The following is a 16,342-nucleotide window of genomic DNA, read 5'->3' on the forward strand; positions in this document are numbered from 1 at the left end:
CCCACCAAGTCAAGAAATAGAGTATAAACACTAAAAAACCACCCATATCCATTAATTATCAATAAGTTAATTCCATTAAAAATACAAAAAACAAAAGTTCAGCAAAATCATCTGGTCTGAACAGATCATAGTGGCCTCTGGGAGCATTGTATCGGCCACTCACCTCGGGTAGCCTGCTCAACCATTAAACAAATTCACACGTTTTCTTTGCGGATACCGACTTGTCGTTTAGTCAGACTTTGAACAGGATTTTAATGGACATCGCCTCAACATTTGAATGCCACCGTCGCGCATGAAACACCTCCCCTACTCTCGTAAGTCAACGCACTTCGTAAAACTAATTTCTATCTGGTTGCCGCCACTCAGCAACCTGAATTTTCAGCTGCGCTTCCCTAAGTCTGTTTCAGATTTTCTTTCTATAGCTTTAAAAGCGCAGCCTCAAAACACGACATCACTTTCTGTGATTTCTAGTGGAGACTCATAATGAGCCAACCCGAAAAAAACACACCGGAATCAGTCGACGACACTCGACTTAATAAACGTCTTAAAGACATGCCTATTGCTATCGTTGGAATGGCAAGCATGTTTGCGAACTCTCGTTACTTAAACAAGTTTTGGGATTTGATCAGCGAAAAGATCGATGCAATTACCGAAGTGCCTGATACACACTGGCGTCCAGAAGATTACTACGATTCAGATCGTACCACGCCAGACAAATCTTACTGTAAGCGCGGTGGTTTCATCCCAGAAGTTGACTTCAACCCTATGGAGTTCGGCCTTCCGCCAAATATCCTTGAACTGACGGATACGTCACAGCTACTTTCTCTGATCGTGGCAAAAGAAGTACTTGAAGATGCCAAACTGCCTGAAGGTTACGATCGCGACAAGATCGGTATTACGCTTGGTGTAGGCGGTGGTCAGAAGATTGCTCAAAGCCTGAATGCTCGTCTTCAATACCCTGTTTTGAAAAAAGTCTTCAAGAGCAGTGGCATCAACGACGAAGACAGCGAAATGCTGATCAAAAAGTTCCAAGACCAATACATCCACTGGGAAGAGAACTCGTTCCCTGGTTCATTGGGTAACGTAATTTCAGGTCGTATTGCTAACCGCTTTGACCTTGGTGGCATCAACTGTGTAGTAGACGCTGCATGTGCTGGTTCTCTGGCTGCAATGCGTATGGCTCTGAGTGAGCTGGTTGAAGGCCGCAGTGAAATGATGATCACTGGTGGTGTGTGTACTGATAACTCACCAACCATGTACATGAGCTTCTCTAAAACCCCAGCATTCACTACAAACGAAACCATTCAACCTTTCGACATCGATTCAAAAGGCATGATGATTGGTGAAGGCATCGGCATGGTTGCTCTTAAGCGTCTTGAAGATGCAGAGCGTGACGGCGACAGAATCTACTCGGTAATTAAAGGTGTGGGTTCTTCGTCGGATGGTAAGTTCAAGAGTATTTACGCGCCTCGCCCTGAAGGGCAAGCTAAAGCACTGAAACGTGCTTACGATGATGCAGGTTTTGCACCGCACACGCTTGGCTTACTAGAAGCGCACGGTACTGGTACTGCTGCGGGTGATGTTGCTGAATTTGGTGGCTTAAACTCAGTATTCAGTGAGAACAACGAAGAGAAGCAACACATTGCGTTAGGCTCTGTGAAATCTCAAATTGGTCACACTAAATCAACCGCGGGTACTGCCGGTTTAATCAAAGCTGCATTAGCACTGCACCACAAAGTACTGCCGCCAACGATTAACGTATCGGCTCCGAATCCTAAGTTGGATATCGAGAACTCACCGTTCTACCTAAATACACAAACGCGTCCTTGGATGAAACGTGTCGACGGCACACCACGCCGTGCAGGTATCAGCTCATTCGGTTTTGGTGGCACTAACTTCCACGTTGTATTGGAAGAGTACACGCCAGAGCACGCTCGCGGTGATAAATACCGTCAGCGCCAAGTACCGCAAACTCTGTTATTCAGCGCAGAATCTCGTCAAGCATTGATCAATGAGCTAAAACAAGTTTCAACTCAAGCTGCAGACGCCGCGTTCAAACTGGAAGCGCTTGCTGAGCAGCACGCTCTACGCGAAGTAGACGCTAAGCACGCTCGTCTTGGTTTAGTTGTCACTGACCAAGCAGACCTGCAAGCGCAACTGACTCAAGCGATTTCTATGCTTGAGAGCCAAACCAAAACACATTGGCAGATGCCAAACGGTGCTAGCTACCGTGAGTCGGCACTGATTGCAGAAAATGGTGCGGGTAAAGTAGCAGCTCTGTTTGCAGGTCAAGGTTCGCAATACCTAAACATGGGTCGCGAGCTTGCATGTCACTACCCTGAAATGCGCCAACAGCTTGCTCAAGCGGATCAAGTATTTGGTCAGCACAAGAAAACAGCTCTGTCGCAAATTCTGTTCCCAATTCCAACCTTCACACCAGAAGCAACCAAAGCTCAAGAAGCGGTGTTAACCAACACGGCCAATGCTCAAAGTGCGATTGGTACTGTGTCTATGGGTCAGTTCGACATCATGACTCAAGCTGGCTTCAAAGCAGACATGGTCGCAGGCCACAGCTTTGGTGAGCTAAGCGCGTTATGTGCATCGGGTGTTATCTCGCAAGACGATTACTACCAGCTAGCTTTCGCTCGTGGCGATGCGATGGCTGCAACACCAGAACAAGGTGACAGCGGTACGATGTTTGCGGTCATCCTAGACGCAGACAAACTTCCAGCCGTTGAAAGCTGCATCAGCCAATTCGAAGGCGTGAGCATTGCCAACTACAACGCTCCGACTCAACTGGTTATTGCAGGTCCAACTGCAACGGTTCAACAAGCAGCACAAGCGCTAACAGAACAAGGCTTCAAAGCGATTGCTCTGCCAGTGTCTGGTGCTTTCCACACACCGCTTGTTGCTCACGCTCAAAAACCATTTGCTTCTGCAATTGATAAAGCTTCATTCAGCGCTCCAACGCTGCCGCTTTACTCGAACGCAACGGGCAAACTGCACAGCAAAGACGCTAAAGCGATCAAGAAAGCGTTCAAGCAACACATGCTGCAATCGGTTCGTTTCAGCGAGCAAATTGAAGCGATGTATGAAGCAGGCGCGCGCGTATTCGTTGAGTTCGGTCCGAAAAACATTCTTCAAAAGCTGGTTGAGAAAACATTGGCTGATAAGAACGAAGAGCTTTACGCAATCAGCATCAACCCAAGCCCTAAAGGCGACAGTGACCAACAGCTTCGCTTAGCTGCGGTTCAACTGTGCGTGGCAGGTATTTCATTAGACAACATTGACCCTTACCAAGCTGACATTGCTGAACCTGCGAAGGCATCACCAATGAACATCAAGCTGAATGCAACCAACTACATCAGCCCTGCTACTCGTAAGAAAATGGATCAATCATTGGCTTCGGGCAACGTCACCGAAAAGACTGAGATTGTTGAAGTGAAAGTTGAAGTCGAGAAAATCGTGGAAAAAGAAGTGATTAAAACAGAAATCGTTGAAGTACCTGTGGCTGCTCCTCAAGCTTCAAATGTACAACAGTCAGCTGCTCCAGCACCAAGCGCACAAGTAGCAACAACAGCTCAGCAGCCTCAAGTGGTTCAAACAGCCCCAGCGACTAGTCAGCCAACAGCTCAAGTAACGGTAGATGAGTCTTCATTGCAGTCGTTCTTCAATGCTCAACAACAAGCAGCAGAAGTACATCAGCAATTCTTGGCGATTCCTCAGCAATACGGTGACACGTTCAACACCTTAATGTCTGAGCAAGCGAAAATGGCAACAGCAGGCGTAGCAATTCCTGAGAACCTGCAACGTTCTATGGAAATGTTCCACCAGCACCAAGCTGAAACGCTAAAAGCGCACGCTCATTACCTAGAAATGCAAGCGCACAGCAACAACTCAGCACTTAATATGCTAACGCAAGGTTCAGCACAAACGGCACAACAAACCTTCGTTGCGCCAGTAAATGTTCAGCCAGTGATTCAAGCTACAGCTACTCCAACGACTCCAGCAGCTACCGTCCAACAGCCTGTAGCTCAAGTACAAGCGACTCCTGTACAAGCCGCGCCAGTTCAAGCTCAGTCTGTTCAAGTTACGCCAGTACAGAAAGCCGTTCCTGCACCACAAGTAGCGGCTCAAGCGGCAGCGCCTGTTGCAGCTCAACCTGTGCCAGTTAAAGCGCAACCAGCTCCTGTGGCTGCACCAGTAGCAGTACAAACAGCCGACGCTGAAAAAGTGATGCTAGAAGTCGTTGCCGAGAAAACGGGTTACCCAACGGAGATGCTTGATCTAGAAATGGACATGGAAGCAGACCTTGGTATCGACTCAATCAAGCGCGTAGAGATCCTTGGTACCGTTCAAGACGAAATGCCAAACCTACCTGAGCTGAACCCTGAAGATTTAGCTGAGTGTCGTACTCTTGGTGAAATCGTTACTTACATGAACAGCAAGATGCCAGCATCAGCGCCTGTGGCAGCACAGCCAAGCGCAACTGCTGCTGTTCAAGCCGCTAACGGTCTTGATGCAAAAGTCGTTCAACAAACCATGCTAGAAGTGGTTGCTGAGAAGACAGGTTACCCAACGGAAATGCTTGATCTAGAAATGGATATGGAAGCAGACCTTGGTATCGACTCAATCAAGCGTGTTGAGATTCTTGGTACGGTTCAAGATGAACTGCCTACTCTTCCAGAGCTAAACCCTGAAGACTTAGCTGAGTGTCGCACTCTTGGCGAAATCGTTGCTTACATGAACAGCAAGCTTCCGGCTTCTGCTCCTGTAGTCGCTCAAACTGCAGCAACTTCAGTTCAAGCAGCTAGCGGTTTAGATGCCGCTGTCGTTCAGAAGACGATGCTAGAAGTGGTAGCAGAAAAGACGGGCTACCCGACTGAAATGCTCGACCTAGCAATGGATATGGAAGCAGACCTTGGTATCGACTCAATCAAGCGTGTTGAAATTCTAGGTACGGTTCAAGACGAGCTACCGACTCTTCCAGAGCTAAACCCTGAAGACCTCGCTGAGTGCCGTACTCTAGGCGAGATAGTCGAGTACATGAACAGCAAACTTCCAGCTTCTGCTCCAGTAGCAACTCAAGCATCTGCACCAGCGCAAGCAGTATCAAACGGTTTAAACGCAGAACAAGTTCAAAGCACAATGCTGAGCGTAGTGGCTGATAAAACGGGCTACCCAACAGAAATGCTAGACCTAGCAATGGACATGGAAGCAGACCTTGGCATCGACTCAATCAAACGTGTTGAGATCCTTGGTACGGTTCAAGACCAGCTACCAACACTGCCAGAGCTGAACCCTGAAGACCTAGCGGAGTGCCGTACTCTGGGTGAAATCGTTGCTTACATGAATACTAAAGGCATGAACAGCAAGTTAGCTCCTAGTTCGGAAGCAGCGACAGTAGCTCCTGCTACAGAAAGCACGAGCAATGACCTAAATCCTGCTCATGTTCAATCAACAATGATGGAAGTGGTTGCCGATAAAACTGGCTACCCAGCAGAAATGCTCGACCTAGCGATGGACATGGAAGCAGACCTTGGTATCGATTCGATTAAACGCGTCGAGATCCTGGGTACGGTTCAAGACCAGCTACCAACGCTGCCAGAGCTAAACCCTGAAGACCTAGCTGAGTGTCGTACGCTTGGTGAAATCGTTACCTACATGCAAAGCAAGCTATCCGCTGCTGCACCCGCAGCAACTCCAAAAGCTGAATCAGTAACGCCTATCGCAGAAACAGCGACAGCGGAACTTCCTCCACACAATGAGGTAGCGCTAAAAAAGCTACCAGCGGCAGATAAACTCGTCGATTGTTTCTCAAAAGACGCTTGTGTCGTGATCACAGATGATGGTCACAACGCCGGTGTTCTAGCAGAAAAGTTGACCGCTAACGGCATTCAAGTGGCTGTAGTGCGTAGTGCTCTTTCTGCCGCGTCACCTTTAAACAGTGAAATCGCAAGCTACACACTCAACAGCGTCGATGATGCTGGTGTCACTGCGGTTATTAACGGCATCGAAGCAGACCTTAAAACGTCGAACAAAGTGATTGCTGGCTTCATTCATTTACAAGCTATCGTTGATGCGAAACAAAGCAACGAGCAAGCGGTTAACTTGAATGCAGACTCCAGAGCTTCACTGACGACAGCGTTCTTATTCGCCAAGCACCTAAATGGCCAACTGAATGCCGTTTCTGGTCGTAGTGTGTTCTTCACACTAAGCCGTATCGATGGTGGCTTTGGTTACCTAGATACTAAGCAACTAGCGAATGCAGAACTTAACCAAGCCGCGTTGTCTGGTCTAACTAAGACACTGAGCCATGAATGGTCAAACGTGTTCTGCCGTGCATTGGATGCTGACGCTTCTATTGATGCTCGTCACCTAGCTGAAGCTATCACAGGCGAACTGTTCGATATCGATACCAACACGGTTGAAATCGGCCTTAGCCATGCGGAAAACGGTGAATCTGGTCGTGCAACACTGATTGCGACAACACCAGGCGCTGCACAAACTAAAAACACAGGCGCTCAACTCACCAAGAGCGACAAAGTTCTCGTAACTGGTGGCGCTAAAGGCGTGACGTTTGAATGTGCACTGACGCTTGCTAAGCAATGTAAATCTCATTTCATTCTTGCAGGTCGTAGTAAGCATATTACTTCAGCTGAGCTACCTCAGTGGGCACAAGGTAAGCAAGAGAAAGAGCTAAAACCAGCGGCTATCGCTCACCTACAAGCAACAGGTGACAAACCAACGCCTAAGAAAGTTGATACCTTGCTAAAACCTGTATTGAGCAGCCTTGAAATCAACGCAGCACTTGCCGCTTTCAACGAGATTGGCGCGAGCGCTGAATACCTAAGCCTAGATGTATCGAACCATGAGTCAGTAGCGAAAACACTGGCGAATTTCGAAGGCATCACAGGTCTTATCCACGGCGCTGGTGTACTGGCTGACAAACACATTCAAGACAAAACACTTGATGAACTGAACATGGTTTACGGCACGAAAGTGGGCGGACTAGAAGCGGTTCTTGGTGGTCTTGATAGCAGCAAGCTAAAACTGATTGCGATGTTCTCTTCGGCGGCGGGTTTCTACGGAAACACAGGCCAAAGCGATTACTCGATGTCTAACGAAATCCTAAACAAAGCGGCTCTGCAATTGTCTGCTCGTAACCCTCAAGCGAAAGTGATGAGCTTCAACTGGGGACCGTGGGACGGCGGCATGGTAAACGCAGCGCTGAAGCGTATGTTTACAGAGCGCGGTGTGTACGTAATTCCTCTTCAAGCGGGTGCAGAGCTATTTAGCTCTCAACTACTGAACGAAACTGGCATTCAACTGCTGGTTGGCACGAGCATGCAAGGTTCTGACAACAAGGAAGCTGCTGTAAAAAAGCTTAATGCGGAGTCTGTGCATCTTGCAGAGAGTCCGCTGAATACAAGCATTACTGTGACACGTCATCTTGATCCTAAGGCATTGCCTTTCATTCAAGATCACTGCATTGCCGGTAACCCAGTGTTACCGACAGTGTGTGCCATCCAATGGATGCGTGAAATCGCTGAGCAACTGTTAGGGGTGAACGTTAGCGTTCACAACTACAAACTGCTGAAAGGTGTGATTTTTGATACTGATGAAGTGCAAGAGCTAAGACTGGTTCTTTCCTCTGATGCTAAATCAAAAGGTCAGCTAAAAGCAGTGATCAGTTGCCAAGGACGACCACAGTATCAAGCTCAGTTGCAAGTTGCCTCTGTGCAAGTTTCTGAAGATGTTCAACAAGCGTCGACAAAGCGCTTTGAAGCCAACACTTCAGCTCCTGTAACAACGGCACAAGCTCTATACAGTGACGGCACTCTGTTTCATGGACCAAGATTGCAAGGTATTACCTCAGTCGAATGCTTTGACGACTTAGGTTTATTGGCTCAGTGCCAACTACCTCAGATTGAAAACAGCGACTGCGGATCATTTATTCCGAAGCAAGGTTTTGGTGATAGCCAGCCATTTGCTGAAGATTATCTATTGCAAGCCATGTTGGTATGGGCTCGATTGAAATACGGCGCGGCAAGCCTACCGTCTGCAATCGGTGAGTTTATTTGTTACGCACCGATGCACGATGGTGACCAAGGTTGGCTAGATCTGAGCGTGATAAAAAGTACGGCTCGTTCGCTTCAAGCTGATATCTCGCTTTACCACCAAGATGGTCGTTTAAGCGCGGTAATGAAAGGTGCAAAAGTCACCATCAGCAAAAGCTTAAACGACGCATTTTTGCCGAAGTCTAGCTCAGCAGTGTCGAAGAAAGAGACTACTAAGAACCCAGAAAAGGAGCAATTGTCATAGTGACTGTTCCTACTAATAAAGCGATGCCATTGCGCATCGCTCTTTTAGCTCAGCCAGCAAACGCGGCTGAGCTTTCTGCCGACTTATTTCCCTCGTTCCCAGAGATGATAACTGTTGTGGTTGATGGCAATTTTAATCAAGCACTTGCTCACGCCATCGAGACAGTCAATCAAGGTAATGTCGTTAAGCTCTGTTTGGATCATCACTCACCATCATTGTTGATGTTAAGTGCGCTGAATGCTGCTCAGAATAAGATTCACCCACACGCGAATTTGGCGAGCTTTGTAGATACAGCTACCGGAAATAGCATTCAGCTAGCTCTGGATATTGCACGCCGCCCCGCTTCAGATTTAAGTCATCAACAGCAACACTCTGACTTATCGGCTTCGCAGCAGTTTGATGAATTGTTGAATATAATTAATGCGATATCGAGCCGTTCATTACCGAGCCATTCATTACCTAACCATTACTGGTTCACTGAGCCAAACAAAGCACGTGTTGCTGCGTTAACTTTCAGTGACGATAGCCCAAAAGCCACCAGCCTGATATTGACTCAAGCGACCGGTTTGCACGAACCAAAAACCTTGCTATCCAGCGAACGTTTGATGTTTGTGGTTTTTGGCTGCGAGCAAACTGAATTGGTTTCTCAGCTAACCTCGTTAAGAGAAGAGCTAAAATGCGTTAGTGATTCAACGGACAGCGAACTTGCTATCGCCACCTTGATGCATTCAAACCTAAGCCACTTTCAAAGCGTTCAACACAATGCTGGCCGTGGTGCAAACATCGTGATTCAGGCGGCTTCAATTGAGGCTGCACTACAAGAGATCACCGCGATAGAAAATGCGTTGCCAAAAGTAATGGGTGACAATAGCCACTACAAAACGCCAGCGGGCAGTTGTTTCTCACCGAAGCCTCAAAGCAAAGGTGGCGTTGCATTTGTTTACCCTGGTGTTGGCACGGTTTATCCCGGCATGTTGCGCGAATTTCACCAACATTTCCCACAGTTATTTGCTCGTTTAGAGCGCGAAGGTAACTTGAAAGAGATGCTGCAGGCAGAAAAAACCTACGCAGACGACGCGCAAGAAATGTCGCTCAGTGAATTGGCCATTGCAGGTGTCGGCAGTAGTTATTTACTAACGCAGCTCTTGTGTGATGAATTCAAAGTGCAGCCAGATTTCGCTTTGGGTTACTCCAAAGGTGAAGCCTCCATGTGGGCCAGCTTAAATGTTTGGAAAAACCCACATGCGCTGATTGAGATGACTCAAACCAGTCCTATCTTCACGACGGCTATTTCTGGTGAACTCACCGCAGTGCGTCAAGATTGGCAGTTGAACAGCGACGAAAGCATCCAATGGAACAGCTTTGTGGTTCGCAGTGATGCGCAAGCGATTGAAGCTCTGTTACCAGAGTTTCCGCGCGCTTATCTCGCTATCATCCAAGGTGATACTTGCGTACTGGCCGGTTGTGAAAGCACATGTCGAGCTCTGCTCAAAAAGCTTGGTAAACGTGGCATTGCCGCGAACCGTGTTACTGCGATGCACACCACACCAGCGCTGAGTCAGCATAGCCAAGTGCGTGAGTTTTACACGCAATCACTGTTCGACGAGTTGCCAAAGCATATCCGCTTTATCAGCGCAGCAGGTCTACCGACTGGCGCACCAATCAATATCGACAGTGACAGCATCGCCCTTTCGATTGCCGACACTTTCTGTTCAACGCTGGATTTCACCGCGTTGATCCAGAGTGCGCGTCAACAAGGTGCTCGTCTGTTTGTAGAAGTAGGTGCCGATCGTCAAACCAGCACATTGATCGACAAGATCAATCGTAGCGACAACGTAGCAGACCAGTACTGCACAATCGCTTCCAATGCCAAAGGCGGTGACGATGTTGTCACGCTCATCAAATGCATTGGTCAGCTCATTACTCATCAAATTCCACTGTCTGTCGAGCCACTTATTCAAGGGCTAAAACAACAGATCACCACCGCTAAGCAATTAAGTGGTGTGTCTCAAGGCAGCGCAGTGAATCATCAAGGAGAGCTAGTATGAGTTCTCAATCGAACCAGTATCAGGCTCAGAACAAACAACAAGTAAAGTGCAATAAGATCGCGATTGTTGGTATTGCAAACCAATACCCAGAAGCTGATACGCCAAAAGACTTTTGGCAAAACTTGCTGGATAAAAAAGATTCTCGAACCACATTAAGCGCTGAAAAGTTAGGAGCTAAACCTGAAAACTATCAGGGCGTGCAAGGTGAGTCAGACCGCTTTTACTGTGACAAAGGCGGTTACATCGAAAACTTCAATTTCGATAGCAATGGCTACCGCTTAACAGCAGAATCGTTCAACGGTGTTGACCAAAGTTTCCTATGGGCTTTGGATACCAGTCGTAAGGCGTTAGTCGACGCTGGCATTGATCTGAATGCCGATGTTTTAGAGCGCACAGGCGTGATCATGGGTGCCCTTTCGTTCCCAACCACACGTTCAAACGACCTGTTTCTACCGATTTATCACTCGGTGGTCGAGAAAGCATTTAAAGATAAATTAGCTAATGACCAATTTTCATTGCTACCAACCAATGAAACCGCGCAAGACCTCAACCCTATCAATGGTGCAGCGGCACACAACGCCTCTAAGTTAGTGGCTGATGCATTGGGTTTAGGTAACGTACAACTGAGTCTAGATGCCGCATGTGCAAGCTCTGTGTATTCATTGAAGTTAGCGTGTGATTACTTGAATACAGGCAAAGCCGACATGATGTTGGCAGGCGCGGTATCCGGTGCTGACCCATTCTTTATCAATATGGGTTTTTCGATCTTCCACGCTTACCCTGATCACGGTGTGTCGGTTCCGTTTGATAGCAACAGTAAAGGTCTGTTTGCTGGCGAAGGTGCGGGGGTTTTAGTCCTAAAACGCTTAGCTGATGCAGAGCGTGATGGCGACAATATTTACGCAGTCGTCAGCGGTATTGGCTTGTCGAACGATGGCCGAGGCCAGTTCGTATTAAGCCCAAACAGCAAAGGACAAGTCCAAGCCTTTGAACGCGCTTACGAGGCTTCGAACTTATCACCAGACAGCATTGAAGTGATTGAGTGTCACGCAACCGGTACACCATTAGGTGACAAGGTTGAGTTAACCTCAATGGAGCGTTTCTTTGCTGACAAATTGAATGGTTCGAACCCGCCATTGATTGGCTCTGCTAAGTCCAACCTCGGTCACTTGCTGACTGCGGCGGGTATGCCAGGGATCATGAAAATGATCTTTGCGATGAAAGAAGGTGTGCTTCCGCCAAGTATTAACTTGGATAAGCCACTATCGTCGCCAGAAGGTTTATTTGGCTCACAGACTCTGCCAACGCAGGTTCAATCTTGGCCAAGTAAAGCGGGCAACTCAGAGCGCTGTGCGGGTGTTTCTGTCTTTGGTTTCGGTGGCTGTAACGCTCACTTACTGCTTGAAGCGTATTCAGACACCAGTCATGTAAACCCGACTCAAGAGTCAGCGTCTCCAAGCCTACAACCATCTAATTTAAGCATTACTGGTCTAGCGTCTCACTTTGGTTCTCTGCAGAGCATCAACGCGCTAAGCACTGCGATTGAGACCAACAACGATGCTTTCATTGCCTTGCCTAAGAAGCGCTGGAAAGGCTTAGACCAACATCCAGAACTACTGAATCAGTTTGGTTTACACGGTATTCCAAATGGCGCGTACATCGATCAATTCGATCTCGATTTCCTGCGCTTCAAAGTGCCGCCAAATGAAGATGACCGTTTGATCTCTCAGCAGTTGCTACTGATGAAAGTTGCAGACGAAGCCATCAAAGATGCCAAGCTTGTTGCAGGCCAAAAGGTTGCGGTTTTAGTTGCGATGGAAACAGAGCTTGAGATGCACCAATTCCGTGGACGCGTAAACCTGCATAGCCAATTGGCTGACAGCTTTGCCAACATGGGTATCGAACTAACTCAAGACGAATACCAAGCGCTAGAAACCATCGCGATGGACAGTGTGATGGACGCAGCCAAGCTGAACCAATACACCAGTTTCATCGGCAATATCATGGCTTCGCGTATCTCTTCATTGTGGGACTTTAATGGCCCTGCCTTTACGATTTCAGCTGCTGAACAGTCGGTTGCTCGTTGTATTGATGTTGCACAAAACTTGATGTCACAAGAATCGATGGATGCCGTTGTGATTGCAGCCGTCGACCTAAGCGGCAGTGCAGAACATGTGATTCTGAAGAACAGCGTAAGCCCAGTGACGCTAGCTCCAAAATTCGGACAGCTGCAAGATGGCAGTTGGAATGTCGGTGAAGGTGCAGGTGCGATTGTTCTTGTTGAAGAAAACCAAGTAGCGAGCAACCAAGATGCGGCTTACGGCAGCATCAACGCCTTAGCTTTTGGTTCAAGCGAGAATAACAACGCCGTTGTTGATGAGTTACTGACTCAAGTCGGTATGAGCTCGAACGATGTTTCTCTGCTTGAGCTTAACCATGCACCAGAATCTTCATCTCATCAGTTTTCGTCTCTAAGTTTAGGGAACACAAAGACTACTCAAGCAAGTCAACGTGTGGGTCATTGCTCTGCTGCTTCTGGTATGGCAAGCCTGCTACACGGTCTGCTCAACCTGAACCTTGCACCTCTGAATCCGAATGTCAGTTCTAAGAGCGCGATTGTTGCCAACATCAGCGAAGGACAATGTTCACAGCTGCTACTAAGCCAATCGAGTGTTGAATCTCAATCACTTTCCGTTCGTTTAAGCAATGAACTGGCGAGCGATGCTAAACGTCAATTAGTTAAGCAAGTGACTCTTGGTGGTCGTGATATCTATCAACATATTGCCCAAACCCCAGTGACCAACTTGGCAACGATTCAACAGAAAGCTTCTGGTAAACAAGCAGCAAGAGTGGCGTCGGTTCCAACGACAGCAAGCATTCAAGCAGCCCTTGCACAAAAAGAGTTAGAGAAGAATGCATTAGCGCAAAACGCGATAGAGCCAGTCATCGAAACTCCTACATCAGTATCTCCTACTCTGGCGCCAACTCGCCACAGTCAGCTAACAGGTAACCACAGCAATATGACTCATGTCCTATCCGCTAAAAATGGCGCGTCTCAAATCGACGCAGCTTCACAGCAGCCGCAAAATCTAAGCCAAAACCAAGCTTTTGCTCAAAACCAGCAAGCGGCTCAACAGGTACACAAAGCATTCCTGCACACACGTGCCCAAGGCATGCAGATGGCTGATGCGTTATTAAAAGCACAGCTAAACGCAGTGACATCTGGTTTAGATAGCAATGCCCTGATTCAACAAACGACCAGCCAACAAACGACTGGTCAACAAACGCCAGCTCAGCCTGTTCAAGCTCAACCGGCTCAGGTTTCGTCAACGCCAGTCAACGTACTTGCGACGCCAGCACCAGTAAAACCTATCCGTAAGCCATGTATCTGGGATTACGATGATCTGGTTGAATACGCTGAAGGCGATATTGCGAACGTATTTGGCCCTGATTACGCGATCATCGATAGCTACTCGCGTCGCGTTCGCTTGCCAACCACGGACTACCTACTGGTATCTCGTGTAACCAAGCTAAACGCGACCGTTAACGAGTACAAGCCAAGCACAATGACCACAGAATACGACATCCCAGTTGATGCGCCGTATCTTGTTGATGGTCAGATCCCTTGGGCTGTTGCAGTTGAATCTGGTCAGTGTGACCTAATGCTAATCAGCTACTTAGGTATTGATTTCGAAAACAAAGGTGAGCGTGTTTATCGCCTGCTTGATTGCACGCTGACCTTCCTTGGCGACTTGCCTCGTGGTGGCGATACACTGCGTTACGACATCTCAATCAACAACTTTGCTCGCAATGGCGACACGCTGCTGTTCTTCTTCTCGTACGAATGTTTCGTTGGCGACAAGATGATCCTGAAAATGGATAACGGCTGTGCGGGCTTCTTCACCGATGAAGAGTTGGCAGATGGCAAGGGTGTGATTCACACTGAAGATGAAATCAAGGCTCGTAAGCTTGCAACTAAGCAACGCTTCGATCCTATGTTGCACTGCCCTAAAACTCAGTTTAACCACCAAGAATTGCGTCATCTACTGACTGCCAACATTGCAGAATGTTTTGGTCCAACTCACCAATCCAATAGCCACCAGCCTTCTTTATGCTTCAGCTCAGAGAAGTTCATGATGATCGAAAAGGTTAGTCGTGTTGAACCACAAGGTGGCACATGGGGACTTGGTCTGATTGAAGGTCATAAGCAGCTAGAGCCTGAGCATTGGTACTTCCCTTGTCACTTCAAAGATGACTCGGTAATGGCTGGTTCTTTGATGGCAGAAGGTTGTGGTCAACTGCTTCAGTTCTTCATGATGCACCTTGGCATGCACACGCTTGTTCAAAATGGTCGTTTCCAACCGCTTGAAAATGCGCCTCAACAAGTACGTTGCCGTGGTCAAGTTCTACCACAATCGGCAGAACTGACTTACCGCATGGAAGTGACTGAGATTGGTCTAAGCCCTCGCCCATACGCGAAAGCTAACATCGATATTTTGCTGAATGGCAAAGTGATTGTTGATTTCCAAAACTTGGGTGTGATGATCAAAGAAGACGACGAATGTACTCGTTATCTGCCTTCTTTAGAATCAGCTGTCGCGACCCCTGTTATCGAAAGCTTGGACCATAAAAGCTTGGGCCATACACCAGAAGTGAACCAACAGGCTTCAGCGAATGCGCCATTGATGGCTCAAATTGAAGACCTAGAAACTGCACCAAACAAAGGTGTGGTTCCTCTTCAACACGTTGAAGCTCCGGCAACTCCAGATTACCCAAACCGCACACCCGATACGGTTCCATTCACGCCTTACCACATGTTCGAATTCGCGACTGGCGATATCGAGAAGTGTTTCGGTCCTGATTTCTCTATCTACCGTGGAATGATTCCACCACGTACTCCGTGTGGCGACTTGCAGCTAACCACTCGTGTGGTTGAGATCGACGGTAAGCGTGGCGACTTCAAGAAGCCTTCATCGTGTATCGCAGAGTACGAAGTGCCAGAAAATGCATGGTACTTTGATGAAAACAGCCACCAGACCCTAATGCCTTACTCGGTATTGATGGAGATTTCACTGCAGCCAAACGGCTTCATCTCTGGCTACATGGGAACAACACTGGGTTTCCCAGGTGAAGAACTGTTTTTCCGCAACCTAGATGGCAGCGGCAAAATGTTGCGTAACGTCGACTTGCGCGGCAAAACGATCACCAACGATTCTCGTCTGCTTTCAACAGTAATGATGGGCACCAACATCGTTCAGAGCTTCAGCTTCGAACTGAGCACTGACGGCGTGCCGTTCTACCAAGGTACAGCGGTATTCGGTTACTTCAAGGGCGCAGCACTGAAAGACCAGCTTGGTTTGGACAACGGTAAAGTGACTCACCCTTGGCATGTTGATAACAACCGCACGCCGGATGTAAACATCAACCTACTAGACAAAACGACGCGTTACTTCAATGCACCTGTTTCTGCTACTGGTGAAGTGCAAGAGCACTACCAACTGGCTGGCGGTCGCTTGAACTTTATCGATACGGTGCAGATCACCAGCGATGGTGGTAAAGACGGTCTGGGTTACCTATACGCTGAGCGTACGATTGACCCAAGCGATTGGTTCTTCCAGTTCCACTTCCATCAAGATCCGGTAATGCCAGGTTCTCTAGGTGTCGAAGCGATCATCGAACTGATGCAAACCTATGCGCTAAATAAAGATCTTGGTGCTGGCTTCCGCAATCCTAAGTTTGGTCAAATCCAATCTGAAGTGAAATGGAAATACCGTGGTCAGATTAACCCTCTGAACAAACAGATGTCACTGGATGTACACATCACTGCAATCAAAGACGAAGACGGCAAACGCATCATCGTTGGCGACGCAAACCTGAGCAAAGATGGTCTACGTATTTACGAAGTGAAAGACATCGCGATTTGTATCGAAGAAGCATAAGCCTGACAGAGAACTAGGAAAGAATTTAGT

At 47.8% G+C, this 16,342-nt stretch carries 4 protein-coding genes; all 4 read left to right on the plus strand.

Annotation, left to right across the window (positions count from 1 at the left end):
* Positions 1–292: 292 nt before the first annotated feature.
* Genes AB4513_RS06525 through AB4513_RS06540 form a run of 4 tightly spaced genes read left to right on the plus strand, consistent with a single transcriptional unit; the run spans position 293 to position 16,312 of the window.
* Complete coding sequence (locus AB4513_RS06525; RefSeq protein ID WP_083784101.1) at positions 293–484, plus strand: hypothetical protein; 192 nt, start codon at positions 293–295, stop codon at positions 482–484.
* Positions 484–8,325 (plus strand): type I polyketide synthase, encoded by a 7,842-nt coding sequence (locus AB4513_RS06530; RefSeq protein WP_102257781.1) that lies wholly within the window; start codon positions 484–486, stop codon positions 8,323–8,325. The genes AB4513_RS06525 and AB4513_RS06530 overlap by 1 nt, the downstream gene beginning before the upstream one ends.
* Positions 8,325–10,373: a PfaB family protein gene (locus AB4513_RS06535; RefSeq protein WP_009847295.1), complete on the plus strand. Its 2,049-nt coding sequence runs from the start codon at positions 8,325–8,327 to the stop codon at positions 10,371–10,373. The genes AB4513_RS06530 and AB4513_RS06535 overlap by 1 nt, the downstream gene beginning before the upstream one ends.
* Positions 10,370–16,312: a beta-ketoacyl synthase N-terminal-like domain-containing protein gene (locus AB4513_RS06540; RefSeq protein ID WP_009847296.1), complete on the plus strand. Its 5,943-nt coding sequence runs from the start codon at positions 10,370–10,372 to the stop codon at positions 16,310–16,312. Before AB4513_RS06535 ends, AB4513_RS06540 begins: the two co-directional genes overlap by 4 nt.
* Positions 16,313–16,342: the final 30 nt, after the last annotated feature.

Source organism: Vibrio sp. 10N.222.54.E6 (assembly GCF_041473955.1).
Lineage (GTDB): Bacteria > Pseudomonadota > Gammaproteobacteria > Enterobacterales > Vibrionaceae > Vibrio > Vibrio tasmaniensis_A.

Bases quoted from the DNA above. Each gene is read 5' to 3' on its own strand.
- AB4513_RS06525 (WP_083784101.1), top strand. From the start codon at position 293: ATGAAACACCTCCCCTACTCTCGTAAGTCAACGCACTTCGTAAAACTA.
- AB4513_RS06530 (WP_102257781.1), top strand. From the start codon at position 484: ATGAGCCAACCCGAAAAAAACACACCGGAATCAGTCGACGACACTCGA.
- AB4513_RS06540 (WP_009847296.1), top strand. From the start codon at position 10,370: ATGAGTTCTCAATCGAACCAGTATCAGGCTCAGAACAAACAACAAGTA.